This window comes from Streptomyces violaceoruber (assembly GCF_033406955.1).
Classification (GTDB): Bacteria; Actinomycetota; Actinomycetes; order Streptomycetales; family Streptomycetaceae; genus Streptomyces; species Streptomyces violaceoruber.
Genome location: NZ_CP137734.1, coordinates 7,379,251 through 7,401,638 on the forward strand (window position 1 = coordinate 7,379,251; position 22,388 = coordinate 7,401,638).

Annotated in this window: 18 protein-coding genes and 2 pseudogenes; 8 read left to right on the forward strand and 12 right to left on the reverse strand. The window is 73.0% G+C overall.

Going from position 1 to position 22,388, the window contains the following annotated elements; translation table 11 throughout:
- Window positions 1–83 precede the first annotated feature (83 nt).
- Together R2E43_RS33165 and R2E43_RS33170 are read left to right on the forward strand one after the other, a co-directional pair.
- Window positions 84–1,751: a sialidase family protein gene (locus R2E43_RS33165; protein WP_319707731.1), complete on the forward strand. Its 1,668-nt coding sequence runs from the start codon at window positions 84–86 to the stop codon at window positions 1,749–1,751.
- A gap of 55 nt (window positions 1,752–1,806) precedes the next feature.
- Window positions 1,807–3,048 (forward strand): ROK family protein, encoded by a 1,242-nt coding sequence (locus R2E43_RS33170; protein ID WP_332056825.1) that lies wholly within the window; start codon window positions 1,807–1,809, stop codon window positions 3,046–3,048.
- A 43-nt stretch (window positions 3,049–3,091) separates the two neighbouring features.
- Here R2E43_RS33170 and R2E43_RS33175 read toward each other — a convergent pair whose 3' ends face one another.
- From R2E43_RS33175 to R2E43_RS33190, 4 genes are read right to left on the reverse strand one after another with little or no spacing between them, the layout of a single operon-like run.
- Window positions 3,092–4,471, reverse strand: a complete 1,380-nt coding sequence (locus R2E43_RS33175) for a GH1 family beta-glucosidase (RefSeq protein ID WP_030864728.1) — start codon at window positions 4,469–4,471, stop codon at window positions 3,092–3,094.
- A 40-nt stretch (window positions 4,472–4,511) separates the two neighbouring features.
- On the reverse strand, window positions 4,512–5,339 hold the full coding sequence (locus tag R2E43_RS33180; protein WP_003977772.1) for a carbohydrate ABC transporter permease: 828 nt from the start codon (window positions 5,337–5,339) through the stop codon (window positions 4,512–4,514).
- Between the two features lie 5 nt (window positions 5,340–5,344).
- Window positions 5,345–6,298: a carbohydrate ABC transporter permease gene (locus tag R2E43_RS33185; protein WP_030864726.1), complete on the reverse strand. Its 954-nt coding sequence runs from the start codon at window positions 6,296–6,298 to the stop codon at window positions 5,345–5,347.
- Between the two features lie 23 nt (window positions 6,299–6,321).
- Window positions 6,322–7,608 (reverse strand): ABC transporter substrate-binding protein, encoded by a 1,287-nt coding sequence (locus R2E43_RS33190; protein ID WP_319128224.1) that lies wholly within the window; start codon window positions 7,606–7,608, stop codon window positions 6,322–6,324.
- A gap of 284 nt (window positions 7,609–7,892) precedes the next feature.
- Here R2E43_RS33190 and yicI point away from each other — a divergent pair, with 284 nt between their 5' ends.
- Window positions 7,893–10,163, forward strand: coding sequence for an alpha-xylosidase (gene yicI, locus R2E43_RS33195; RefSeq protein ID WP_332056826.1), 2,271 nt, complete (start codon window positions 7,893–7,895; stop codon window positions 10,161–10,163).
- A gap of 108 nt (window positions 10,164–10,271) precedes the next feature.
- On the opposite strand, the gene R2E43_RS33200 is transcribed toward yicI, so the two are convergent.
- Window positions 10,272–11,474, reverse strand: coding sequence for a cysteine desulfurase-like protein (locus R2E43_RS33200; RefSeq protein ID WP_332056827.1), 1,203 nt, complete (start codon window positions 11,472–11,474; stop codon window positions 10,272–10,274).
- A 163-nt stretch (window positions 11,475–11,637) separates the two neighbouring features.
- Window positions 11,638–11,829: pseudogene (locus tag R2E43_RS39040) on the reverse strand (aspartate/glutamate racemase family protein); the annotation flags it as partial.
- A 316-nt stretch (window positions 11,830–12,145) separates the two neighbouring features.
- On the opposite strand from R2E43_RS39040, the gene R2E43_RS33205 reads away from it, so the two are divergent.
- Window positions 12,146–12,814, forward strand: a complete 669-nt coding sequence (locus R2E43_RS33205) for a helix-turn-helix domain-containing protein (protein ID WP_011027545.1) — start codon at window positions 12,146–12,148, stop codon at window positions 12,812–12,814.
- Between the two features lie 24 nt (window positions 12,815–12,838).
- On the opposite strand, the gene R2E43_RS33210 is transcribed toward R2E43_RS33205, so the two are convergent.
- Both R2E43_RS33210 and R2E43_RS33215 read right to left on the reverse strand, forming a co-directional pair.
- Window positions 12,839–13,912: an ABC-2 transporter permease gene (locus R2E43_RS33210; RefSeq protein ID WP_193484611.1), complete on the reverse strand. Its 1,074-nt coding sequence runs from the start codon at window positions 13,910–13,912 to the stop codon at window positions 12,839–12,841.
- An 11-nt stretch (window positions 13,913–13,923) separates the two neighbouring features.
- Complete coding sequence (locus tag R2E43_RS33215; protein ID WP_003977779.1) at window positions 13,924–14,526, reverse strand: Dps family protein; 603 nt, start codon at window positions 14,524–14,526, stop codon at window positions 13,924–13,926.
- Window positions 14,527–14,735: 209 nt separating this feature from the next.
- Between R2E43_RS33215 and R2E43_RS33220 the strand changes: the two genes are divergently transcribed.
- Both R2E43_RS33220 and R2E43_RS33225 read left to right on the forward strand, forming a co-directional pair.
- Window positions 14,736–15,851, forward strand: a complete 1,116-nt coding sequence (locus tag R2E43_RS33220) for a Gfo/Idh/MocA family protein (RefSeq protein WP_136208221.1) — start codon at window positions 14,736–14,738, stop codon at window positions 15,849–15,851.
- Window positions 15,852–15,978: 127 nt separating this feature from the next.
- Complete coding sequence (locus R2E43_RS33225; RefSeq protein ID WP_319122015.1) at window positions 15,979–16,431, forward strand: phospholipase; 453 nt, start codon at window positions 15,979–15,981, stop codon at window positions 16,429–16,431.
- On the opposite strand, the gene R2E43_RS33230 is transcribed toward R2E43_RS33225, so the two are convergent.
- From R2E43_RS33230 to R2E43_RS33240, 3 genes are all read right to left on the reverse strand, one after another.
- On the reverse strand, window positions 16,404–17,057 hold the full coding sequence (locus tag R2E43_RS33230; protein WP_398651037.1) for a phosphatase PAP2 family protein: 654 nt from the start codon (window positions 17,055–17,057) through the stop codon (window positions 16,404–16,406). The genes R2E43_RS33225 and R2E43_RS33230 overlap by 28 nt on opposite strands.
- Before the next feature lie 292 nt (window positions 17,058–17,349).
- Complete coding sequence (locus tag R2E43_RS33235; RefSeq protein ID WP_030864704.1) at window positions 17,350–19,611, reverse strand: heavy metal translocating P-type ATPase; 2,262 nt, start codon at window positions 19,609–19,611, stop codon at window positions 17,350–17,352.
- Window positions 19,612–19,697: 86 nt separating this feature from the next.
- The gene (locus R2E43_RS33240; protein ID WP_003977784.1) at window positions 19,698–19,931 is read right to left on the reverse strand and encodes a heavy-metal-associated domain-containing protein; all 234 of its coding nucleotides are present in this window, start codon (window positions 19,929–19,931) and stop codon (window positions 19,698–19,700) included.
- Between the two features lie 190 nt (window positions 19,932–20,121).
- On the opposite strand from R2E43_RS33240, the gene R2E43_RS33245 reads away from it, so the two are divergent.
- Window positions 20,122–21,129, forward strand: a complete 1,008-nt coding sequence (locus tag R2E43_RS33245; protein ID WP_332056828.1) for a hypothetical protein — start codon at window positions 20,122–20,124, stop codon at window positions 21,127–21,129.
- 21 nt (window positions 21,130–21,150) lie between these two features.
- On the opposite strand, the gene R2E43_RS33250 is transcribed toward R2E43_RS33245, so the two are convergent.
- Window positions 21,151–21,930, reverse strand: coding sequence for a DeoR/GlpR family DNA-binding transcription regulator (locus R2E43_RS33250; RefSeq protein ID WP_011027539.1), 780 nt, complete (start codon window positions 21,928–21,930; stop codon window positions 21,151–21,153).
- A gap of 125 nt (window positions 21,931–22,055) precedes the next feature.
- On the opposite strand from R2E43_RS33250, the pseudogene R2E43_RS33255 reads away from it, so the two are divergent.
- Window positions 22,056–22,331, forward strand: a pseudogene (locus R2E43_RS33255) (sugar isomerase); the annotation flags it as partial.
- Window positions 22,332–22,388: the final 57 nt, after the last annotated feature.

Below are 22,388 nucleotides of genomic sequence, written 5' to 3' on the forward strand. Positions count from 1 at the left end.
GCCACACCACCCCACGCCGTCCCACCCGTCCCAACCCACCTATCCCGCACCACCCGACATCCCCACCACCAAGGAGTCGATCCGTGCGCAACCCGTCACCCACCCTCAGACGATCACCGGCCCTGCTCGGTGTCCTGGCCCTCCTCACGGCTCTGCTGTCCCTGTGGTCGCAGCCCGCGTCGGCCGCGCCCGCCGGGCAGGTCCTGGCGTCACCGGACCTCGCGGCCCACCCGCAGGGCGACAACAGCTACCCCCGCGCCGTCCGCCTCGACCACGACGGCTCGGCCGGACAGACCATGCTGGCCACCTACGCCAAGCGCGAACAGGGCGCCACCAACACCCTGCCCGTCCACCGCAGCACCGACGGCGGCCGTACCTGGAGCGCCGCCCCGATCTCCACCATCACCTCGCACACCCCGGGCTGGGACATCGAGGCACCCGTCCTCTACGAGGTGCCGCGCACCGCGAACGGCCTGAACCAGGGCGACCTCCTCGCCGCCGGCACCGCCTGGCAGGCCGGGGACTACACCACGCAGCGCGTCGAGGTGTTCAAGAGCACCGACCACGGCCAGAGCTGGCAGTACCTCTCCGACTGCACCCGCACCAGCGGCCTGCCCGACACCATCGGGCACGGCATCTGGGAACCCTGGTTCCTGCTCGCCCCCGACAACACACTGGCCTGCTTCATCTCCGACGAGCGGCCCGCCAACAGCCCCACCAACAACCAGGTCATCGGCCACTACACCTCCACCGACGGCGGCCGCACCTGGAGCGGCACACTCACCCAGGACGTCGCCTTCCCCGCCGACAACCTCGCCCGCCCCGGCATGTCCATCGTCGTCCCGCTGCCCGACGGGCGGTTCATGATGGCGTACGAGATGTGCCGGGACGCCACCGACGCGGACCACGCCTGCGAGGTGTACACCAAGACCAGCCCCGACGGCCTGAACTGGGCGCCCGCCGACGACCCGGGCACCCTGGTGCGCACCGCCGACGGCAGGGAACTGCTGCACACCCCCTACCTCGCCTGGGTACCGGGCGGCGGCCCCGACGGCACGCTGCTGATGTCCGGCCAGCGCGTGGTGAGCGGACCCACCGGGAACAAGACCGTCCTGTCCGAGTCCGGCACCGTGGTCTTCGCCAACACCCACCTCGGCACGGGGGAGTGGACCGAGATCGAGGCCCCGGTCCGGACCGACCCCACCGGCGGCTACAACCCCGGTGAGCCCTCCTGCCCCGGCTACAGCTCACCGATCGTGCCGCGTGCCGACGGCACCTCCTTCCTCTACCTGACCGCCACCTGGCTCGGCACCGGCAACCAGTGCCAGGTCCGTTTCGGCACCGGCGGCCTCGGCGGCCCGGTGGGCCAGGTCACCACGCCGTGGGTCGCGGGCAAGTGCCTGGACGTCGACACCAACACCAGCCGCAACGGCAACGCCGCCCAGCTGTGGGACTGCTCCACCGCCACTGGCCAGCGCTGGTCCGTCGCCCCCGACGGCACGGTGCGCGCGTTCGGCAAGTGCCTGGACATCGACGGCAACGGCACGGCCAACTTCACCAAGGTCCAGGTGTGGGACTGCGCCCCGGGCGTCGGCGGCCAGCAGTGGCGCCACCGGGCCGACGGCTCGCTGTTCAACCCGCAGTCCGGCCGCTGCCTGGACATCCCGTCCGGCGGCACCGCCAACGGCACCAAGCTGCAGATCTACGACTGCAACGGCCTCGGCACCCAGAAGTGGAACCTGCCCGTCTAGCCGCGCGAGCACCCGGGGCCCGGTGCCCCGGGTGTCGCCTACGCTCGACAGCACCATGACGAACAACCTCACCCCCCTGGAGCCGAAGGCCGACAAGGCCACGGTCAGACGGCACAACCTCAGCCTGGTCCTGAGGGCCGTGCACGACGCGGGGGAGGCGACCAGGGCCGGTGTCGCCACGCACGTCGGACTGACGCGCGCGGCGGTGTCGTCCCTGGTCGAGCAGTTGCTGGAGTACGGCGTCGTCTCCGAGTGGGGCAAGACCAGCAGCGGCCAGGCGGGCCGGCCCGGCACCGTCCTGAAGGTCTCCCGCTCGGGCCCGGCGGGCCTCGGCGTCGAGATCAACATCGACTACATCGCGGTGTGCGTCGTCGACCTCGCCGGCACCGACCGGGTGCGGCTCGTCGAGCACGTCGACAACCGCGGGGTCGAGCCCTCCGAGGTCCTGGCGCGCGCGGCCCGGCTGGCGGCGCGCGCCATCGGCTCGGCGGCGGACCAGGAGCTCGAACCGGCCGGAGTCCATGTCGCGCTGCCCGGCCTGGTGACGGGCGGCACCGTGCGCCAGGCGCCCAACCTGGGCTGGCGGCGGGTCGCCGTGGAGGGGCTGTTCGCCCAGGCGCTCCTCGCCCTGCGCCCTGACCGCCGGCCCCTGCCGGTCAGCTCCGACAACGAGGCCAACGCCGCCGCCCTGGCCGAGCTGTGGTTCGGCGCCGGCACCGAGGGCGTGCGCAGCTTTCTCTACCTGACCGGCGAGATCGGCGTCGGCGGTGCCCTGGTGCTCGGCGGCGAGCTGCTGCGCGGCGCGCACGGCTTCGCCGGGGAGATCGGGCACACGGTCGTCGACCCGGAGGGCCCGCGGTGCCGGTGCGGTGCCCACGGCTGCCTGGAGCAGTACGCCGGACAGGCCGCGCTGCTCACCGCCGCCGGCATCGACGCGGACGCGGGCGCGCGGGGCGTCGCCGAACTCGAACGCCGCGCGCGGCAGGGCGATCCGTCCGCGCTGTCCGCCGTCGAACGGGCCGGTCGGCAACTGGGCGTGGTGCTCTCGGGCGCGGTGAACCTCTTCGACCCCGAGGCGGTGATGCTCGGCGGCGTCTACCGCGAGCTGATGGACTGGCTCGCCCCGGCCGTCGACCGCGAACTGGCCCGGCGCGTGGTCTCCGGGCTGTGGAGCGAGGACGGCAAACGGCTGCGGGCCGCGTCCCCGCTCGGCGACGCGGCCCGGGGCGCGGCCGGCACGATCGTCCGCGAGGTACTGGCCGACCCGACGGCGTACGCGGAACGGGACGCGGGCTGACACGGAGGGCGGCCGCCCGGCGGCCCCCCGCGCCCGGCCTCCCTCACCCGCGGTTGGCGGCGATCATCTCCCGGTACCAGCGGTAGCTGTCCTTCGGCGTGCGCCGCTGCGTGTCGTAGTCGACCCGCACGATGCCGAAGCGCTTGTCGTAGCCGTACGCCCACTCGAAGTTGTCCAGCAGCGACCACACGTAGTACCCGCGTACGTCCACGCCCGCGTCGATCGCCGCCCGCAGCGCGGTGAGGTGGTCGCGCAGGTAGGCGACCCGGTCGGTGTCGTGGACCGTGCCGTCGGCGGCGGCCGCGTCGTCCTCCGCCGAGCCGTTCTCGGTGATGTGGACCGGCGGGAGCGCGTCGCCGTACTGCCGCTTCAGGGCGACGAGCAGGTCGGTGAAGCTGTCCGGCACGACCGGCCAGTTCATCGCCGTGTGCCGCACCCCGGGGTGCCGTACCTCCTCGTAGCGGTTGTCCGTGGCCACGCGGCGGGCCGGGTCGCTCTCGCGGTGGGGGGCGTCGGCGACCACGATCGGCCGGTAGTAGTTGACGCCGAGGAAGTCCAGGGGCTGGGAGATCAGCTCCAGGTCGCCGTCCCGCCGGAAGTCCTCTCCGGTGATCAGCTCGCCCCAGGTCTCCTCCTCGGTGGCCGGGTAACGGCCCGCGAGGATCGGCTCGGTCCACACCAGGTTGTGCTGGGTGTCCGCGCGAACCACCGCCGCCAGGTCGGCCGGGGAGTCGGTGGCGGGCAGGTTGCGGTCCAGGTTGAGCGTGATGCCGACCTCGCGCACCCCGGCCGCCCGCAGCGCCTTCACCGCCAGCCCGTGGCCGACCAGCAGGTGGTGGGCGGCGGCCAGCGCGCCCCGGCCCTCCTTGGCACCCGGTGCGTGCCGGCCGATGGAGTAGCCGAGGAAGGAGCTGCACCACGGCTCGTTGAGGGTGATCCAGCGGGGCACCCGGTCGCCCAGGTGCTCCGCGACCACCGCCGTGTACTCGGCGAACCGCTCCGCCGTCTCCCGGACCCGCCAGCCGCCCCGGTCTTCGAGGGCCTGGGGGAGGTCCCAGTGGTAGAGGGTGGCGGCCGGTTCGATGCCCGCCGCCAGCAGTTCGTCCACCAGGCGGGAGTAGAAGTCGAGCCCCTTGGGGTTCACCGCGCCCGAGCCGTCCGGCACGATGCGCGGCCAGGCGATCGAGAAGCGGTAGGAGTCCACGCCGAGGTCGCGCAGCAGGGCCACGTCCTCGGGGTAGCGGTGGTAGTGGTCGCAGGCCACGTCACCGGTGTCGCCGTTCACCACCAGGCCGGGGGTGCGGCTGTAGGTGTCCCAGATCGACGGTCCGCGGCCGTCCTCGGTCGCCGCGCCCTCGATCTGGTACGAGGCGGTCGCGGCGCCGAAGACGAAGCCGGGCGGGAAACCGGGGTACTCACTCATGCTGTGCTGCTCATCTCCGTGCTTGCGGGGTGTGCGAGGTTCACTTGACGGAACCGCCGGTGATCCCGGCGGCGATGTACTTCTGGGCGAGGACGAGGAGGATCGCCGCGGGCACCGCGGACAGCACCGACGCGGCCATCACCGAGCCCCAGTCGCCGACGTGCGCGCCGATGTACTGGTAGATGCCCAGGGTGATGGGCTTGACCTCGTCGGTCGTGTTCAGGGTGAGCGCGAACATGAAGTCGCTCCACGAGAACAGGAACGCGAACAGGCCCGACGTGATCAGCGAGTTGCGGCTCATCGGCAGCACCACCCGGACGAAGGTGCGCACCGGACCGGCGCCGTCGATCTGCGCGGCCTCGATCACCTCGCCCGGGATCGACACCATGAAGGAGCGCATCAGCACGATGGAGAACGGGATGCCCAGCGAGGCGTCCGCCAGCATCAGGCCGAAGTAGGAGTTGACCAGGCCCAGGTCGACGTAGGAGTTGTAGAGCGCGTTGGCGATGACGATGCCCGGCACCATCTGGGTGATCAGCGTGCCGAACACGATGGTGCGCGAGCCGCGCAGCCCGAACCGCGCGAGACCGTACGCGGCGGGCGCCGAGATCGCCAGGCAGATGGCGACCGCGCCGAGCGAGACCGCGAGCGAGGTCAGCAGGTGCCCGCCCTGGTCGCTGATCGCCTTGGAGAAGCCGGAGAAGTCCAGGCTGCCCGGCACCGGGTCGACCTGGAGCAGCCCGGAGTCGGGCTGGAGCGCGGTGTTGAGCATCCAGTACAGCGGGAACAGCATCACGCACAGGATGAGCACGCCGGCGACGGTGGAGCCCCAGCGGCGCCGGGAGGCGGTGGGCGTGTGGGAGGCCATGGACGTCACTTCCCCTCGGTGCGGTTGGCCCGCAGGTAGAACACCGCGAACACGGCGGAGATCAGGATGAGTACGTTGCCGACGACGGCGCCCGCGCCGAAGTCCAGCTGGACGAAGGAGTTCTGGTAGGTCAGGGTGCCGAGTGTCTGGGTCGCGTCGGCCGGGCCGCCGTCGGTCAGGGCGAGGATCAGGTCGAGGATCTTCACCGTCGACATGAAGCCCAGCACGAGGACGACCGTGACGACGGGCCTGAGCATCGGCAGGGTCACCGAACGGAAGGTCCGCCAGGCCGAGGCGCCGTCCAGCGCGGCCGCCTCGTGCAGCTCCTTCGGGATCTCCTGGAGACCGCCGTACAGGATGACCATGTTGAACGGGATGCCGATCCAGATGTTGACCAGGATGACCGAGAGCAGGGCCATCTCCGGGCTGGTCAGCCAGGGCGTGTGACCGCCGATCCCGAGCGTGTCCAGGAACGAGTTGAGCACGCCCGTGTCCTGGTCGAGGATGCGCCGCCAGACGATGCCGGACACCACCATGGGCACCAGCCAGGGCAGCAGGATCAGTGAGCGCAGCACCCCGTTCAGCGGGAAGCGGCGGCTGAAGAACACCGCGAGCGCGAGGCCGATGCAGAACTGGCCGAGCAGGGAGCCCGCCGTGAAGACGAGCGTGTGCCACAGCGCCTTGCCGAACAGGGCGTCCTGGAACACGTTGGACCAGTTGTCGGCGCCGTTGAAGGGCGCCTCACCGGTGAAGAAGGTCTTCGGCGTGTAGTCCTGGAAGCTCATCACGACGTTGCGCACGAGCGGGTAGCCGAAGAACAGCAGCATGAAGACGACGGCGGGGGCTACGAACCCCCACTGCGTGAGCCTGCGGCGGCGCGCGATCCGGGCGGGGTCGGGAGCGGAGGCCGGCTCGGACGCCTTGGCGGGCGTCTGCGCGCCGACGGTGGAGGTGGGCATGGGCGTGGTCATGGGGTCGTACCTCAGTTCCCGCTCGTGGCCCGCTGCTGGGCGCGCTTCAGGGCGGTCTCACTGGACTGGCCGGTCAGGGCGGACTGGAAGGCGCTCTGCAGCGCGAGCGACACACTCGACCAGCCGGCACCGAGCTTCGCCGTCCGGGACCGGGCGACGGCCACCTGGTCGGCGAGGGAGTCCAGCTCGGGCACCTTCTCGCGCCAGACGGCGGCGGCCTTGGCGTTGGCCGGGACCATCCAGCTGTTGAGCGCGTAGGTCAGCTGCTCCTTCTCGCTCGCCAGACACGCGACGATCTTGCCGGCCGTCTTCTCCCGGGCCTCGTCACCGGTGTTGGGCACGGTGAGGACGGCACCGCCGAGCGGGCCGACCGAGTCGTCGCCGGCCCGCGGCACCGGGATCGGCGCGATGCCCCAGTGCAGCGACGTGTCGCTGTTGAGGGTCTCGACCTGCCACGGGCCGTTGATCATCATCGCCGCGTTCCCGGCCATGAACTGGTCGTTGACGTCGGCCTGGGTCCAGTTGACCGTCGACTTCGACAGCGAACGGTCCTTCAGCAGGCCCTTCCAGTAGTCCAGGGCCTCGACCACCTTCGGACCGTCCAGGTCGGTCTCGTCACCGCCGTTGGACCACATGAACGGCGTGAACTGGAAGACGCCGTCCTCCGCGCCGCCCGCGCTGAGCGCCAGGCCGTACTGCTTGCCCCGCGTGAGCTTCTGCGCCGTCGCCCGCAGTTCGGCCCAGGTGGTGGGCACCTCGACGCCCGCCTGGTCGAGCAGGTCCTTGTTGTAGAAGAGGGCGAGGGTGTTCACCGAGCGGGCCGCGCCGTAGTACGTGCCCTTGTACGAGCCGAAGTCCACGATCCCGTCGGGGATGTCGTCGGTGCTCAGCCCGAGGGTCCTCAGGTCGACCAGGCCGCCCGCGTCGGCGAAGGTCGGCATCTCGGACGCGTCGAACTGCACGATGTCGGGCAGCGACTTGGACGAGGCCATGCGCAGGGCCTTCGTCATCACCTGCGCCGCCGGGACGCTCTGCTGCTCGATCGTGACGCCCAGCTCCTTGCCGCAGCGGGCCATCGCCTCCGCGTCCCAGCGGTGGTACGACTCGTCGGTCGAGGAGTTCATCACGGTGTACGTGTCGGCGTCGCGCTGCTGTCCGCAGCCGGCCAGTGCCGCCCCGGCGACCAGCACGGACACCGCGGTGAACGGGGCGACGACTCGGCGTGAGCGTCCTCGCCCGCGGCGCGCGGCAGCCGGGGGGTGTGCTGTCAAGGCGAGCGAGGTGAAGCGCTTCGACATGGTGCGGCCCTTGCTGTCGTACCGTCCGGCTTCCTCGCCGGACTGTTTTGTTTGATGTGATGACTAATACGTCACGAACCCGCTTCCGCGCTAGAGCAAAGTGGCCCCGCTCTCTCCGTTCCACGGGGTGAGGAGGCCGTTCTCTTGCGTAATAATGCCAGCTCAGCCCGTAGAAGCCGGTGTGAACGCCTTAGCGTCGGGATTTGTTTTGTGTACGATCAAAACGCTGTGAGACGGCCTCCGTGCTCCCACCCCGACAGCTCCCGCCCCACCCAAGGAAGATCATGAAGTTCACCGACGGCTTCTGGCTCATCCGCGAGGGCGTGCATCTCTCGTACGCCACCGAGGTGCGCGATGTACGCCTCCAATCGAAGCGCTTCACCGCCCATGCCGCCGTGAAGAAGGTGACGCGGAGGGGGGACACGCTCAACGCGCCGCTCCTCACGGTCGAGTGCTTCTCTCCCGCCGAGGGCGTCATCGGCGTCCGCGTCACCCACCACGCCGGCAAGCGCCGGCCGGGGCCCGACTTCGCGCTCACCGAGGCGGAGGGCGGCGCCGGCGAGGTGCGCCGGGAGGGCACCGTCACCGAGCTGACCAGCGGCCCGCTCACCCTCCGCCTGGACCGCGAGGGCCCCTTCGGCCTCACCTTCCACGACGCGGACAGACGCGAGCTGACCCGCGCCGACGCCAAGGGCACCGCCTTCGCCACCACCGGTGACGGCGCCCACCACATGCTGAGCCGCCTCGCTCTCGGTGTCGGCGAGCAGATCTACGGCCTCGGCGAGCGCTTCACCCCGTTCGTCAAGAACGGCCAGGTCGTCGACATGTGGCAGGCCGACGGCGGCACCAGCAGCGAGCAGGCCTACAAGAACGTCCCGTTCTACCTCTCCTCGCGCGGCTACGGCGTCTTCGTCAACCACCCCGGCGCGGTCTCCTTCGAGGTCGGCTCCGAGTCCGTCGGCCAGGTCCAGTTCAGCGTCGAGGACCAGACGCTGGAGTACTACGTCGTCGCCGGGCCCACCCCCAAGGACGTCCTCACCCGCTACACCGCCCTCACCGGCCGCCCCGCCCTCCCGCCGGCCTGGTCCTTCGGCCTGTGGCTCACCACGTCCTTCACCACCTCCTACGACGAGCAGACGGTGACCTCGTTCGTGGACGGCATGGCCGAGCGCGGCATCCCGCTCTCCGTCTTCCACTTCGACTGCTTCTGGATGCGCGAGTACCAGTGGTGCGACTTCGAATGGGACCCGGACGTCTTCCCGGACCCGGACGGCATGCTCGCCCGGCTCAAGGCCAAGGGGCTCAGGGTCAGCGCCTGGATCAACCCCTACATCGCCCAGAAGTCCCCGCTCTTCGACGAGGCCGCCGCCCTCGGGCACCTGGTGCGCAGGCCGGACGGCGACATCTGGCAGTGGGACCTGTGGCAGGCCGGCATGGGCCTGGTCGACTTCACCAGCCCCGCCGCCCGCGACTGGTACGCCGGCAAGCTCAAGCCGCTGCTCGACCAGGGCGTGGACTGCTTCAAGACCGACTTCGGCGAGCGCATCCCCACCGACGTGGTCTGGCACGACGGCGCCGACCCGGAGCGCATGCACAACTACTACACGCACCTGTTCAACCGCACCGTCTTCGAACTCCTCGAGAAGGAGCGCGGCCAGGGCGAGGCCGTCCTCTTCGCCCGCTCGGCGACCGCGGGCGGCCAGCAGTACCCCGTGCACTGGGGCGGCGACTGCTGGTCGTCCTTCGAGGCGATGGCCGAGTCACTGCGCGGCGGCCTGTCCCTGTCCCTGAGCGGCTTCGGCTTCTGGAGCCACGACATCGGCGGCTTCGAGGGCACGCCCGACCCGGCGGTCTTCAAGCGCTGGCTCGCCTTCGGCCTGCTGTCCTCGCACAGCCGGCTGCACGGCTCCTCGTCGTACCGGGTGCCGTGGGAGTTCGGCGAGGAGGCGGTCGACGTCGCCCGCCGCTTCACCCTCCTCAAGCACCGCCTGATGCCCTACCTGTACGGCGTCGCCGCCGAGGCCCACCGCACCGGCGTGCCCCTGATGCGGCCGATGGTCCTGGAGTTCCCGCACGACCCGGCATGCCGTCCGCTGGACCGCCAGTACATGCTCGGCTCCGACGTCCTGGTCGCCCCGGTCTTCACCGAGGACGGTGAGGTCGAGGTCTACCTCCCCGAGGGCACCTGGACCCACCTGCTGACCGGCGAGCGCGTCACCGGCCCGGCCTGGCGCACCGAACGGCACGGCTACGACAGCCTGCCGCTGTACGTCCGCGAGGGCGCCGTCCTGCCGCTGGGCTCCGACGACCAGCGTCCCGACGGCGACTGGCTGGACGCCCCGACCCTGCTGGTCCACCCGTCCGCCGCCGCCGACTACGCGGCCGAGGTCACCGTGCCCGACCTGCTGGGCACGCCGGCCGCCACCTTCCGCGTGCGCCGCGACGGTGACGTCCTGCGGGTCGCCGCGAGCGGCACCGACCGCTCCTTCACCGTCCGGGTCGCGGGCGGCGCGAGCGCGGCGGGGGCCGGGGAGGTGACCGTGCCGCTGACCTGACCCCGGTGAGCGGGTGGACCACACGGCGAAGCGGCACGCGGGGGCGCGTGCCGCTTCGCTCTGCCGGGCATCCTCGGGGGTGTTCCGCGGGGGTGCGGGGTGTGTGCCTCAGCGCTCCAGGGCGCCGAGCGCCGTCAGCAGCCGGTCCACGTCCTCCGCGCTGCTGTACGGAGCGAGGCCCACACGTACGCCGCCCTCGTCGCCGAGGCCCAGCCGGCGCGCGGCCTCCACGGCGTAGAAGGAACCGGCAGGCGCGTCGACCGCCCGCTCGGCGAGCTGCCGGTAGACGTCGGCCGGGCGCAGGCCCGCCACGGTGAACAGCAGCGTCGGGGTGCGCCGTGCCGCCCGCGAGTACACGGTGATCCCGCCCAGCTCCGCGAGCCCTCGTTCGAGGCGCTCGCGCAGCGCCTCCTCGTGCGCCTCCAGCGCGGCGAACGAGGCGACCAGCCGGTCCCGGCGAGAGCCTTCGGCCTCCGGTTCGAGCCCCGCCAGGAAGTCCACCGCCGCGCTCGTCCCGGCCAGCAACTCATACGGCAGGGTGCCCAGCTCGAAACGCTCGGGCACGGTGTCGGCGGACGGCAGCAGCTTGTCCGGGCGCAGCGACTCCAGCAGCTCGGCCCGGCCGGTCAGCACGCCCAGGTGTGGGCCGAGGAACTTGTACGGCGAGCACACCAGCGTGTCCGCGCCCGTCGCCGCCAGGTCCACCACGGCGTGCGAGGCGTAGTGCACCGCGTCGACGTGGAAGTGCGCCCCGTTCGCGTGGACGAGGGACGCCAGCGCCGGCAGGTCCGGCATGGTCCCGATCAGGTTCGACGCGGCGGTGACCGCGACCAGCCTGGTGCGCGGGCCCAGCACCGCCGCGAGGTGCTCGGGACGCAGCTCGCCGGTGGCCGGGTCGAAGTCCGCCCACCGCACGTCTGCCCCGGCCGCCTCGGCCGCCTGCACCCACGGCCGGATGTTCGAGTCGTGGTCGAGCCGGGTGACCACCACCTCGTCGCCCGGCCCCCAGCCCTTGGCCAGGGTCCGCGACAGGTCGTAGGCGAGCTGGGTGGAGCTGCGCCCGAAGACGACCGTCCCCGGCGTGGTCCCGAGGAGGTCGGCGAGCGCGGACCGCGCCTCGTCGACGATCCGGTCCGCGTTGCGCTCGCCCTCGGTGTTGCGCCCCCGGTTGGCGAGCGGGGCGGTCAGCGCCGCCGCGATCGCGTCGATCACCGGCTGCGGGGTCTGCGTACCGCCCGGCGCGTCGAACCGCGCGGTACCGGACTTCAGGGCGGGCACGTGCGCGCGGATCGCGGCGACGTCGAGGGCCATGGGGCAACTCCAGGGTCGTGGGGCCAGGCGGACGGGGAGGCGGATGGTCGTCAGGCGATGCGGTCCTTCGGCCGGGGCGGCAGGTAGGTGGTACGGCTGGGCCGCACCCCGAGCCGCACCTGCGACTCCAGCCACATGATCGCAGCCCCGGTGGGTCGACGACAGGGACGAACGGGCCCTCGGCGGCCAGGCGCTCCCGGAGGGCCGAGGCGACGCCCGGCATCTCGGTGCAGCCCAGCACGATCACGTCCGCCTCCCGCGCCGCCACCGCCGCCCGGGCCTGCCCGGCGAGCGCCTCGACCAGCCGGTCGCCGGGGTCCAGGTCGAGGACGGAGCCGGCCGTGCCCCAGCGCACCCCCGGTCCGCTGGCCCACCCCGTGCACGCCGTCCCGTTCGCCGGCCACCTGCCGGGCGGTGCGGCGCCGGTCACCGCCTGGCCGGTGTGACCCTTCGAACGGGCCGACGAGGACCGCGCCGACACCGTCGCGCTGGGCCTCGCCCTGCGCGAACCCTTCGTCCGGTCCTGGCTCGCCGGAGCCCGCACCCGGGCCGACCACGACAGCGCCGTCCGCCGCCGCCTGCCGGCGGAGGTCGTCACCGGCCGGGGGACCGTCGGCCGGGAGGTCGTCGAGCAGGCGGTCGACCTGGGCCGGCGGCTGGAGGACCGGCACGTGGGTCTGGCCGTACGCGCCGAGAAACCGCCCGTGGCGGACCGTCCCGACACCGTCCCCGCACCGCTGCTCGCCGCCCTGTCCCGGCACGGCGTCACCGCCCAGGCGGTCGCGGAGGGCGACGGAGACCGGGCGCTGTGGTCCGGCAGCGGTCCCCGGCCCGACGACGACGAACCCCGCCAGCCGCTGCGCCGGGTGCGCCGGGCGCTCGCCGAACTTCCCACCGGCCGGCGGCCGCCGGCTGGTGGCCGGCATCGGCAGGCCCCGCCAGGGCCCCGGCGGCCTGGCCGACACCCTGACCGAGGCCCGCAACGCGGCCCGGCTCGCCACCGCCAGGGACGTCCGGCCGTCCGGCCGTCCGTGGAACACACCGACGAACTCGGCGTGGGCGGACTGCCGGCCGCCTGGCAGCAGTCCGACATCACCCGCGCCTTCGCCGAGAGCGCGCTCGCCCCGCTGGGCGGCCCCGAGCACGCCCACCTGCTCACCACCTTGCGGGTCTTCCTCGAGCACGGCGGCTCCGCCGCCACCGCCCGCGCCCTCGGCCTGCACCGCAACACCGTCGCCGCCCGGCTGCGTCAGGTCCGCGAACGCCTCGGCGTCCCTCTGGACGACCCCAGCAACCGGCTCGCCCTCCAGATGGCCTGCCGTGCCCCGACCTCCCCCTGAGCCCGCCCGGCCACCGCGGGAGCGTCAGGACACCGCGGCCTCCGGCTCGGCCTCCGGCGGCTCCTTCTCCCGCCCGCCGGGATGCCGGTGCCGCCAGACCCAGAAAACCGTGCAGGACAGCAGCGCCCACCCGGCCAGCACCAGGAACGGGAACACGTGCTGGTGGCCCTGGAAGTACACCGCGGTGTGCTGCGCGTTGACCGAGGCCCCGGGCGGCAGCCACCGGCCGATCACCCCCAGCGGCGACGGCAGCAGCGGCCAGGACACCGCGCCGCCCGAGGAGGGGTTGCCGATGATCACCATCAGGCCCCAGGTCGGCAGCATCGCCCACCGGCCGAACATGGTGTTGAACATGGTGAAGACCATGCCGGACACGAACATCGTGAGCGCCAGGATCAGCCACGACTCGGCGAACGGCAGGTCCACCGCGCCCAGCAGCCAGTCCACCGTGGCCGCGATGACGAACCCGCCGAGCAGCGCGTAGGCCACCGTGAACAGGATGCGCTCCAACGGGGTGAGCGCCCGCGCGTGCACGCTCAGCTGGATCGCCCCGACGAAGCCGATGATCACGGCGGCCAGGGAGATGTAGAAGATGGCCAGCCCGCGCGGGTCGCCCCGCTGGAGGGGGTTGACGTCCCGGACGGTGACCTGGACGCCGAGCTTCTTCCCCACGGCCGGTGCCGTCTGCGCGAGCAGCTCGGCGACCGAGGCGCCGGACGCGCCGGACACGTCGAGGGCCGCGTCCCGACCGTCGTCGCGCAGCTCGAAGACCGCGAAGACCTCCTGCTGCTCGATCGCCTCGCGGGCCGCGGCGCGGGTCTCGTAGGGATGCACCCGCACCGAGGTGTTCAGCGCCTGTTCCAGGCCGCGCAGGAAGGCCCGGCCGCCCGCCTTCTCGTAGGAGCCGACCACGGCCGTGGGAATCAGGCGCGGCGTCGGGTTCGCCATCGAGTAGGTGTACGAGCCCGCGAAGAAGCCCGCCGCGGCGGCGAGGATCAGCACCAGCACGGTGGCCGGCCAGAACGGCGACTGCCGGAACGCGGACCACCGCCCGCGCGCCGGCCCGCCGTCGTCGGTCTCCTGCGACGTGTGTGCCATGTCCGGCCGGGTCAGGCGTGGACCAGCGGCGTGTCCACGAGGTGCTCCGCCACGAACCACGCCTGGAGTTCGTTGGTCCGCAGGACCTCGGAGACCAGCAGGTCGTTGGTGCCGTCGTCCCCGTACTCCTGGGTGCGGGCCGCCGCGTCGTGACACTCGGTCAGGATCAGCTCGTGCGCCTCCAGCAGCCGCGAGAGCATCGACGGCACCTCCTCCACCCCGTCCGGCGGGCGCGGCACGGTGGTGATCTCGGCGACGTGCCGGGGGTCGCCGACCGCGACGCCGCCGAGCGTCTGGACGCGTTCGGCGACGGTGTCGATCAGCTCCAGCTGCTCACCCGCGTGCTTGTCCAGCAGCAGGTGCAGTTGGTAGAACGTCGCCCCGCGCATCAGCCAGTGGTACTTCTTGTACAGATCGTGCAGGATCCGGGTGTCCGCCAGGACCTTGTTGAGCCGCTGGCAGGAGTAGAGCCGGGTGTCCATGGTCAGGGCCACGGGGAACTGCTTGACGGTGCCGAACTCCTGAATGGTCCGGCCCTTCTGGTGCAGCCAGGGCTGGCTGCCGTCCGACCGGTGCTCCGCGGACGACGGGGGTTTCGGCTTCGGGGAACTCACGCCTGGACTCCTTCCGGAGAGGACAGAAGAGCGGGCCGGCGCGATACCGCCGGTCCCGGTCCCCCCGCGCCAGTCGACCAGCCGTACGCCCGGCCCGCAAACGGTGGGGGTTGTCCGGGCCATCCGTCCCCGCTTAGGGTCGGCCCCGTCTGAAAGCGCTTTCTAGCCGACGGGCGGGTGCGACCGCGCCGCCGTCCGAGGAGGACCGCATGTCCGCACGTCCCGCCCGGCGCCGCGTCGCGGTGGTCGGCACCGGTGCCATCGTCACCGGCAGCCACCTGCCCGCCCTCGCCGCCCACGCCGACCGCGCCGAACTGGTCGCCGCCGTCGACGTGGACCCCGAGCGGCTCGACGCCTTCCGTGCGCAGGCGCCCGGCGACGTCGCGGGGTACGCGTCGACGGACGCCATGCTGGACGCCGTACGCCCCGACCTCGTCCTGGTCGGCACACCGCCGTCGCTGCACCGGGAGCAGACGGTGGCCGCGCTGAAGGCCGGTGCCTGGGTGCTGTGCGAGAAGCCGCTGTGCCTCTCCCTCGCCGAGTACGACGACATCGCGGCGGCCGAGGAGGCGTCCGGGGCGTACGCGTCCGTGATCTTCCAGCACCGGTACGGCTCCGGCGCGGCGCACGCCCGCGACCTGATCGCGAGCGGCGAGCTGGGCGCCCCGCTGGTCGCACACTGCCAGACGACCTGGCACCGCGACGCCGCCTACTACGCGGTGCCCTGGCGCGGCCGCTGGTCCACCGAGGGCGGCGGCCCGACCATGGGCCACGGCATCCACCAGTACGACCTGCTGCTGCATCTGCTGGGCCCCTGGGCGGAGATACGGGCCATGGCCTCGCGCCTGGTGCACGACACCGAGAGCGAGGACGTCTCCACCGCCCTGGTGCGCTTCGGGAGCGGCGCCCTCGCCACCGTCGTCAACAGCGTGCTGTCCCCGGAGGAGGTGAGCCGGATTCGCGTCGACTGCGCCGACGCGACGGTCGAGTTGACGCACCTGTACGGACACCGCAACGACGACTGGACCTACACCCCGGCCCGGCACGTCGCGCCCGCACGCGCCGCCGCCTGGCGCACCCCGGGCGCCGACGTGCCCAGCTCCCACACGGCGCAGCTCGGTGCCGTACTGGACGCCTGGGACGCCGGGGCCCGCCCGCCCGGCAGCGGCCAGGAGGCGCGCGCCACGCTGGAGTTCGCCGCGGCCCTGTACAAGGCGGCGTTCACCGGCCGGCCGGTGCGCGCGGGCGAGATCGCCGCCGGTGACCCCTTCTACTCCGCGATGCACGGCGACCACCCCGACTGGGCCCCCGGAGAACCCGCGTAACGGCCCAAGGCTGGAATATTCACAGCGAGTTGGGCCGCCGGAGGTGTGAACGGGTGGTCGAGATGCGCATCATCCCTGCATGAACTGCGGTCCGAGGGGCGGGCCGCGTCCTCATGGAGGTGTGGGCATGCACCGCAGACTCGCCACCGGACTCTCCGCCGCGGCCCTGGCCGTGACCACCGTCGTCGCCACCGCCGCGGCCGCCGACGCCGCTCCCGCCGACAAGGCACAGGTCCTCGCGAGCTGGACGCAGACCAGCGCGTCCAGCTACCAGGCCTGGATCGCCGCCCGGGCGAACAAGTCCGCCTGGTCCGCCTACGGTTTCGACTGGACCACCGACTACTGCTCCTCCTCGCCCGACAACCCGTTCGGCTTCCCCTTCAACACCTCTTGCGCACGGCACGACTTCGGTTACCGCAACTACAAGGACGCGGGCACCTTCAGCGCCAACAAGTCCCGTCTCGACAGTGCCTTCTACGAGGACCTCAAGCGCGTCTGCGCCGGTTACGGCGGCGCCACCAAGACCGCCTGCAACAGCACGGCCTGGACCTACTACCAGGCCGTGAAGGTGTTCGGCTGACGAGCCCGGGCAGGCGCCGCCGCCAACGCGGCCGCCGCACTGGCGATGCCCAGGACGGCGCCCGCGGCGACGTCACCGGGATAGTGCACGCCGGTGTGGACCCGGGAGTAGCCGACGGCGCCCGCCAGCGCGCCCAGCGGTACGGCCGCCTCGGGCAGGACGACGCCCACGGCCGTGGCGAACGCGACCGCCGCGGCCGTGTGTCCCGAGGGGAACGACGCCGACGCGGGCATGGGCACGTACCGGTCCACCGTCACCCGCGCCGCCTCCCGGTCCGGGCGCGCCCGGTGCACCAGACGCTTGCCCAGCAGGTTCGCCGAGGCCGACGCCACGGCGATCGCCCCGACGCCGACGAGGGCCGCCCGCCGCGCCCGCGCACCGCTCAGCGCGAGCGCGGCGGCGATTCCCAGCGAGACCTTCGAATGGTCCGCGGCGTGGGACAGGCGCCGCAGCGCCCGGTCGAGCGTGGGGGTGGACGTGGCGGCCACCGCCGCGTACAGCGCGCCGTCCACGGCCCGCAGCTCCGCGAGTACGGCGGCGAGGGCCCGCCTGCCCGCTGACCCCGGGCCGGATGGCGGCCCGAGGGGACCACGGGTGCCGCCGTCGGCGTCGGTCGGTTCGGTCATGGGCTCCAGCTCCGCGGGGAGACGCGACCCCGCCATCCTGATCGTCCCCGGACCCGGCGGCGCGTGGGCGGGGCCCGTCCGGGGGACGGCGGGCAGGGATGGCGGTCGCGGTCCGTGGGGTGGCGGGCAGGGGATGGCGGTTGCGGTCCGTGGGGTGGCGGGCTGGGATGGCGGTTGCGGCTCGGTCGGTGTGGCCCGGGCGGTGCGGCTCGGCCCCGCCGGGTCCACGCACCGGAGGGCCGTCGGCCGGCCCTCGTGGAGTCGGCCGGCGGCCCGGTGCGGCGGCGGTGGGTCAGTCGGCGGCCTTGAATCCGCGCAGCCGCAGGCTGTTGCCGACGACGAAGACGGAGGAGAAGGCCATGGCCGCTCCGGCGATCATCGGGTTGAGGAGTCCGGCGGCGGCGAGCGGCAGGGCGGCGACGTTGTAGGCGAAGGCCCAGAACAGGTTGGACTTGATGGTGCCGAGTGTCCTGCGGGCCAGCCGGATGGCGTCGGCGGCGGCGCGCAGGTCGCCGCGGACGAGGGTGAGGTCGCCCGCCTCGATGGCGGCGTCGGTGCCGGTGCCCATGGCGAGGCCCAGGTCGGCCTGGGCGAGCGCGGCGGCGTCGTTGACCCCGTCGCCGACCATCGCCACCGAACGACCCTCGCCCTGGAGGCGCTTGACGACGGCGACCTTGTCCTCGGGCATGACCTCGGCGATCACGTGCGCGGGAGCGATGCCGACCTCGGCGGCCACCGCCTCGGCGACGGCCCGGTTGTCACCGGTGAGGAGGATCGGTGTCAGGCCCAGCGCCCGCAGCCGGGTGACGGCCTCGCCGCTGGTGTCCTTGACCGCGTCGGCGACCTCCAGGACGGCCCGGGCCTCGCCGTCCCAGGCGACGGCGATCGCGGTGCGGCCGGCGGCCTCCGCCCGGGTCTTCGCGCGCCCGAGCTCGGCGGGCAGTTCCATGGCCCACTCGGCGAGCAGCTTCTCGCGGCCGACCAGGACCGCGTGGCCCTCGACGACGCCCTGCACGCCGAGACCGGGCACGTTGGCGAAGTCCTCGGGGGTGGGCAGGGCGCCGGCCCGTTCGGTGGCGCCCGCGGCCACCGCCTGCGCGATCGGGTGCTCCGAGGCGTGCTCCAGTGCTCCGGCCAGCCGCAGCACGTCCGCCTCGTCGGTGCCGTCGGCGGTGTGCACGGCGAGCAGGGTCATGCGGCCGGTGGTGACGGTCCCGGTCTTGTCCAGGACGATGGTGTCGACCTTTCGGGTGGACTCCAGGACCTCGGGGCCCTTGATGAGGATGCCGAGCTGGGCGCCGCGACCGGTGCCGACCATCAGCGCGGTCGGGGTGGCGAGGCCCAGCGCACAGGGGCAGGCGATGATCAGGACGGCGACGGCGGCGGTGAACGCGGCGGCCGGTCCGGAGCCGTTGCCGAGCCAGAAGCCGAGGGTGGCCAGCGCGAGGGCGATCACGACGGGGACGAAGACACCGGAGATGCGGTCGGCGAGCCGCTGGGCCGCGGCCTTGCCGTTCTGCGCGTCCTCCACCAGCCTGGCCATCCGCGCCAGCTGGGTGTCCGCGCCGACCCGCGTCGCCTCGACCACCAGTCGGCCGCCCGCGTTCACGGTCGCCCCGGTGACCCCGTCGCCCGCGGCGACCTCGACCGGCACCGACTCGCCGGTGAGCATCGACGCGTCGACCGCAGAGCTGCCCTCGACGACCGTGCCGTCGGTCGCGATCTTCTCGCCGGGGCGGACCAGGAACCGGTCGCCGACCGTCAGGTCCCCCACCGGGATCCGCTCCTCACGGCCGCCCCGCACGACCGTGACGTCCTTGGCGCCCAGCTCCAGCAGCGCCTTCAGCGCGGCACCGGCCTTGCGCTTGGACCGCGCCTCGAAGTAGCGCCCGGCGAGGATGAAGGCGGTCACCCCGGCCGCGGCCTCCAGGTAGATGTTCCCGGAGCCGTCGCCGCGCGCGATGGTCAGCTCGAAGGGGTGGGTCATGCCGGGCGTGCCCGCGGTGCCGAGGAACAGTGCCCACAACGACCACAGGAACGCTGCCGAGGTGCCGACCGAGATCAGGGTGTCCATGGTGGCCGCGCCGTGCCGGGCGTTGGTGAACGCCGCCTTGTGGAAGGGCCAGGCCGCGTACGTCACCACGGGCGCCGCCAGCGTCAGCGACAGCCACTGCCAGTACTCGAACTGCAGCGCGGGCACCATCGCCATCGCGATCACCGGGACCGCCAGCACCACCGACGTCACCAGCCGCTCCCGCAGCGGCCGCAGCTCGTCGACGGTCTCGGCGCCCCCCGGCCCGGACCCGGCACCGGTACGCACCGGTTCGGGCTCGCGGGCCGTGTACCCGGTCGCCTCGACGGTGGCGATCAGCTCCGGGACGGACACGTCACCGGCATAGCTGACCTTCGCCTTCTCCGTCGCGTAGTTGACGGTCGCGGTGACCCCCTCCATCCGGTTCAGCTTCTTCTCGATCCGGGCGGCGCACGAGGCGCAGGTCATGCCGCCGATGGCGAGTTCCACCTCGGCCGGTGCGCTGGTCGTACTGGTGGTCATGGCTGCTCCTGATGCGGGTCGTCGGCCGGGACCCGGCGTCGCGGGTCCCGGCGTTGCGGCGTTGCGGGCGGGGGAGTGCGGGGCGGTCAGACGCGGCCGGTCAGCTCGTACCCGGCCTCGTCGACCACCTCGGCGATCGCGGCGTCGTCCGGCTCCGCGTCGGCGGTGACGGTGACCCGGCCGGTGTCGAGTTGGACGTCGACGCCGGTCACGCCGTCCAGCTCGCCGATCACCCGGGTGAGGGTCGCGCTGCAGTGACCGCAGCTCATGCCGGCGACGGCGTAGGCGGTGGTGACGGGGGCGGTGACATTCGAGGGCATTGCTTCCTCCGGAGGTGTGGACACAAATACGGGGCGGGGGTATCCGCCCGGCCCATCCATGTATACCCCTAGGGGGTACCCAACGCAAGCGTCTCCATCGCTTGACTCGTTACCCCCCAGGGGTATGGTGACGTGCATGAAGAGGGCCGCCGAGTGAGCCGGAGCCCCTGGATCCGAGGAGACGACCGTCATGCACACCGGACTGAGGATCACCGCGTTCGCCGCCGCGCTGGCCGCCACCTTCGGCACCGCCTACGGCGTCGGCACGGGAGTGGACCCGCTCGTCGCGGACGGCGCCGCGCCCGCGCCCCACGACGAGCACGGCGCATCGGACGGGCCGCGGGAACCGACGCCGCGGCCGAAGGAGGGCGGCGGCCACGGGGGCCACGAGAGCACCCCGCCCGGCGGCCTGCAGATCTCCGAGGGCGGCTACACCCTCGACCTCGCCACTTCGCGCGTCACCGCCGGTCGGCGCACCGAGCTGCGCTTCACGGTCCGGGACGCGAGCGGCGCGGCCGTGACCGCGTACCAGCGCGAGCACGACAAGGAGCTGCATCTCGTCCTGGCCTCACGCGACCTGGTCACCTACCGCCACCTGCACCCCACCCGGGCCGCCGACGGCACCTGGAGCACCCCCGTCGACCTGCCCGCCGCGGGCGGCTACCGCGTCTTCGCCGACTTCACCCCGGCCGGCGAGGGCGCGGAGAACCTCACCCTCGGCGCCGACCTGGCCGCCTCCGGCCGATACGAGCCCGCACGGCTCCCGGCCCCGGACGGCACCGCCCGGACCGACGGTTACGAGGTCGAACTCGACGGTTCCCTGCGCCCCGGCAAGGCGAGCGAGCTGAAGCTGAAGGTGTCCCGCGACGGCCGACCCGTGGGCGACCTCCAGCCCTACCTGGGCGCCTACGGCCACCTGGTCGCCCTGCGCTCCGGAGACCTCGCCTACCTCCACGTCCACCCGAACGGCGAACCCGGCGACGGCACCACCAGGCCGGGCCCCGAGGTCTCCTTCACCGCCACCGCGCCCAGCGCCGGCACCTACCGCCTCTTCCTGGACTTCCGGCACGGGGGCGAGGTCCACACCGCGGCGTTCACCGTCCGCGCCGGATCGGTGCCGGACGCGCCGGAGACCGCCCCGGCCGCCACGCCGGAGCACACCGACGGCACCGACGGCACCGACGGCCACGGGCACTGACCGGCGATCCCTCCGCGACCCTCAGGCCGTGACGACCCGGACCCCCGCCTCCTCGAACCGCCCCACCAGCTCCGGGTCGGCCGCGCCGTCCGTCACCAGCGTGTCCACCGACTCGGTCGCGCAGATCCGGGCGAACGCCCGCCGGCCCAGTTTGCTGGAGTCGGCGGCCACGACGACCCGCTCGGCGCGCTCGCACAGCAGCCGGTTGATCGCGGCCTCGGCCTCGTCGTGGGCCGCGGCACCGTGGGCGACGTCGAAGGCGACGACGCCCAGGACCGCCACGTCGAGGGTCACCTGCCCCAGCACGCCGTCCGCGAGCGGGCCGATCAGCTCGTACGACTGCGCCCGGGCCACCCCGCCGGTCACCACGATCTTGAACTGCGGGCGAACGGCCAGTTCGTTGGCGATGTTGAGCGCGTTGGTCACCACGGTCAGCGCGGGGGTGCCGGAGGCCAGGTCGGCGCGCACGGCCAGGGCGCGCGCCACCTCCGTGGTGGTCGTGCCCCCGGTGAGTCCCACCGCCTCGCCGGGCGCCACCAGTGCGGCGACCGCCTGCGCGACGCGCTGCTTCTCCGAGGCGCGGCGGGCGGTCTTGTAACGCAGCGGCAGTTCGTACGACACCCCGTGCACCACCGCGCCACCGCGCGTGCGCACCAGCATCTGCTGCTCGGCGAGCCGGTCGAAGTCGCGGCGGATCGTCGCGGCCGAGACCTCCAGCTCGGTCGCCGCCTCCTCGACGTCCAGCCGGCCGCGCTCGACGAGCAGTTCCAGCAGCGCCTTCCAGCGGGCGTCGCGCGACATCCGCGCCTCCGTTCCTCGATCCCCGCCGACCCTAGCGCACGCACACTTCCCTCAGGCTGCTTGATTGTGATTGAAAACTCGCTATATCTTGCAGAAACAATCAATCCGTATGAGGGGGGTGCGGCATGACGGATGTCGAGGACGAGCCCAACAGCCAGCCCGCGTGCTGGACGCGCGCCGCGGCCGAGGCGGCGTGCCACGCGGCGGCACTGCCGGCGGCGGGGGAGCGGGTGGCGATCGTCGGCTGCGGCACCTCGTACTTCATGGCGCAGTCGGCGGCGGCGCTGCGCGAGGACGCGGGACAGGGTGAGACGGACGCGTTCGCCGCGTCCGCGTTCCCGCGGAGGCGGACGTACGACCGGGTCGTGGCCCTCACCCGCTCCGGCATCACCACCGAGGTACCCGCTCGGTGATCCTCGCCCCCTGACGCCCGCTCCCATACGCCCGGGACGGAACCG

Excerpts from the sequence above, each read along its gene's own strand:
- R2E43_RS33170 (WP_332056825.1), top strand. The coding sequence starts at position 1,807 with ATGACGAACAACCTCACCCCCCTGGAGCCGAAGGCCGACAAGGCCACG.
- R2E43_RS33175 (WP_030864728.1), bottom strand. The coding sequence starts at position 4,471 with ATGAGTGAGTACCCCGGTTTCCCGCCCGGCTTCGTCTTCGGCGCCGCG.
- R2E43_RS33180 (WP_003977772.1), bottom strand. The coding sequence starts at position 5,339 with ATGGCCTCCCACACGCCCACCGCCTCCCGGCGCCGCTGGGGCTCCACC.
- R2E43_RS33185 (WP_030864726.1), bottom strand. The coding sequence starts at position 6,298 with ATGCCCACCTCCACCGTCGGCGCGCAGACGCCCGCCAAGGCGTCCGAG.
- R2E43_RS33190 (WP_319128224.1), bottom strand. The coding sequence starts at position 7,608 with ATGTCGAAGCGCTTCACCTCGCTCGCCTTGACAGCACACCCCCCGGCT.
- yicI (WP_332056826.1), top strand. The coding sequence starts at position 7,893 with ATGAAGTTCACCGACGGCTTCTGGCTCATCCGCGAGGGCGTGCATCTC.
- R2E43_RS33200 (WP_332056827.1), bottom strand. The coding sequence starts at position 11,474 with ATGGCCCTCGACGTCGCCGCGATCCGCGCGCACGTGCCCGCCCTGAAG.
- R2E43_RS33210 (WP_193484611.1), bottom strand. The coding sequence starts at position 13,912 with ATGGCACACACGTCGCAGGAGACCGACGACGGCGGGCCGGCGCGCGGG.
- R2E43_RS33220 (WP_136208221.1), top strand. The coding sequence starts at position 14,736 with ATGTCCGCACGTCCCGCCCGGCGCCGCGTCGCGGTGGTCGGCACCGGT.
- R2E43_RS33225 (WP_319122015.1), top strand. The coding sequence starts at position 15,979 with ATGCACCGCAGACTCGCCACCGGACTCTCCGCCGCGGCCCTGGCCGTG.
- R2E43_RS33230 (WP_398651037.1), bottom strand. The coding sequence starts at position 17,057 with ATGACCGAACCGACCGACGCCGACGGCGGCACCCGTGGTCCCCTCGGG.
- R2E43_RS33235 (WP_030864704.1), bottom strand. The coding sequence starts at position 19,611 with ATGACCACCAGTACGACCAGCGCACCGGCCGAGGTGGAACTCGCCATC.
- R2E43_RS33240 (WP_003977784.1), bottom strand. The coding sequence starts at position 19,931 with ATGCCCTCGAATGTCACCGCCCCCGTCACCACCGCCTACGCCGTCGCC.
- R2E43_RS33245 (WP_332056828.1), top strand. The coding sequence starts at position 20,122 with ATGCACACCGGACTGAGGATCACCGCGTTCGCCGCCGCGCTGGCCGCC.
- R2E43_RS33250 (WP_011027539.1), bottom strand. The coding sequence starts at position 21,930 with ATGTCGCGCGACGCCCGCTGGAAGGCGCTGCTGGAACTGCTCGTCGAG.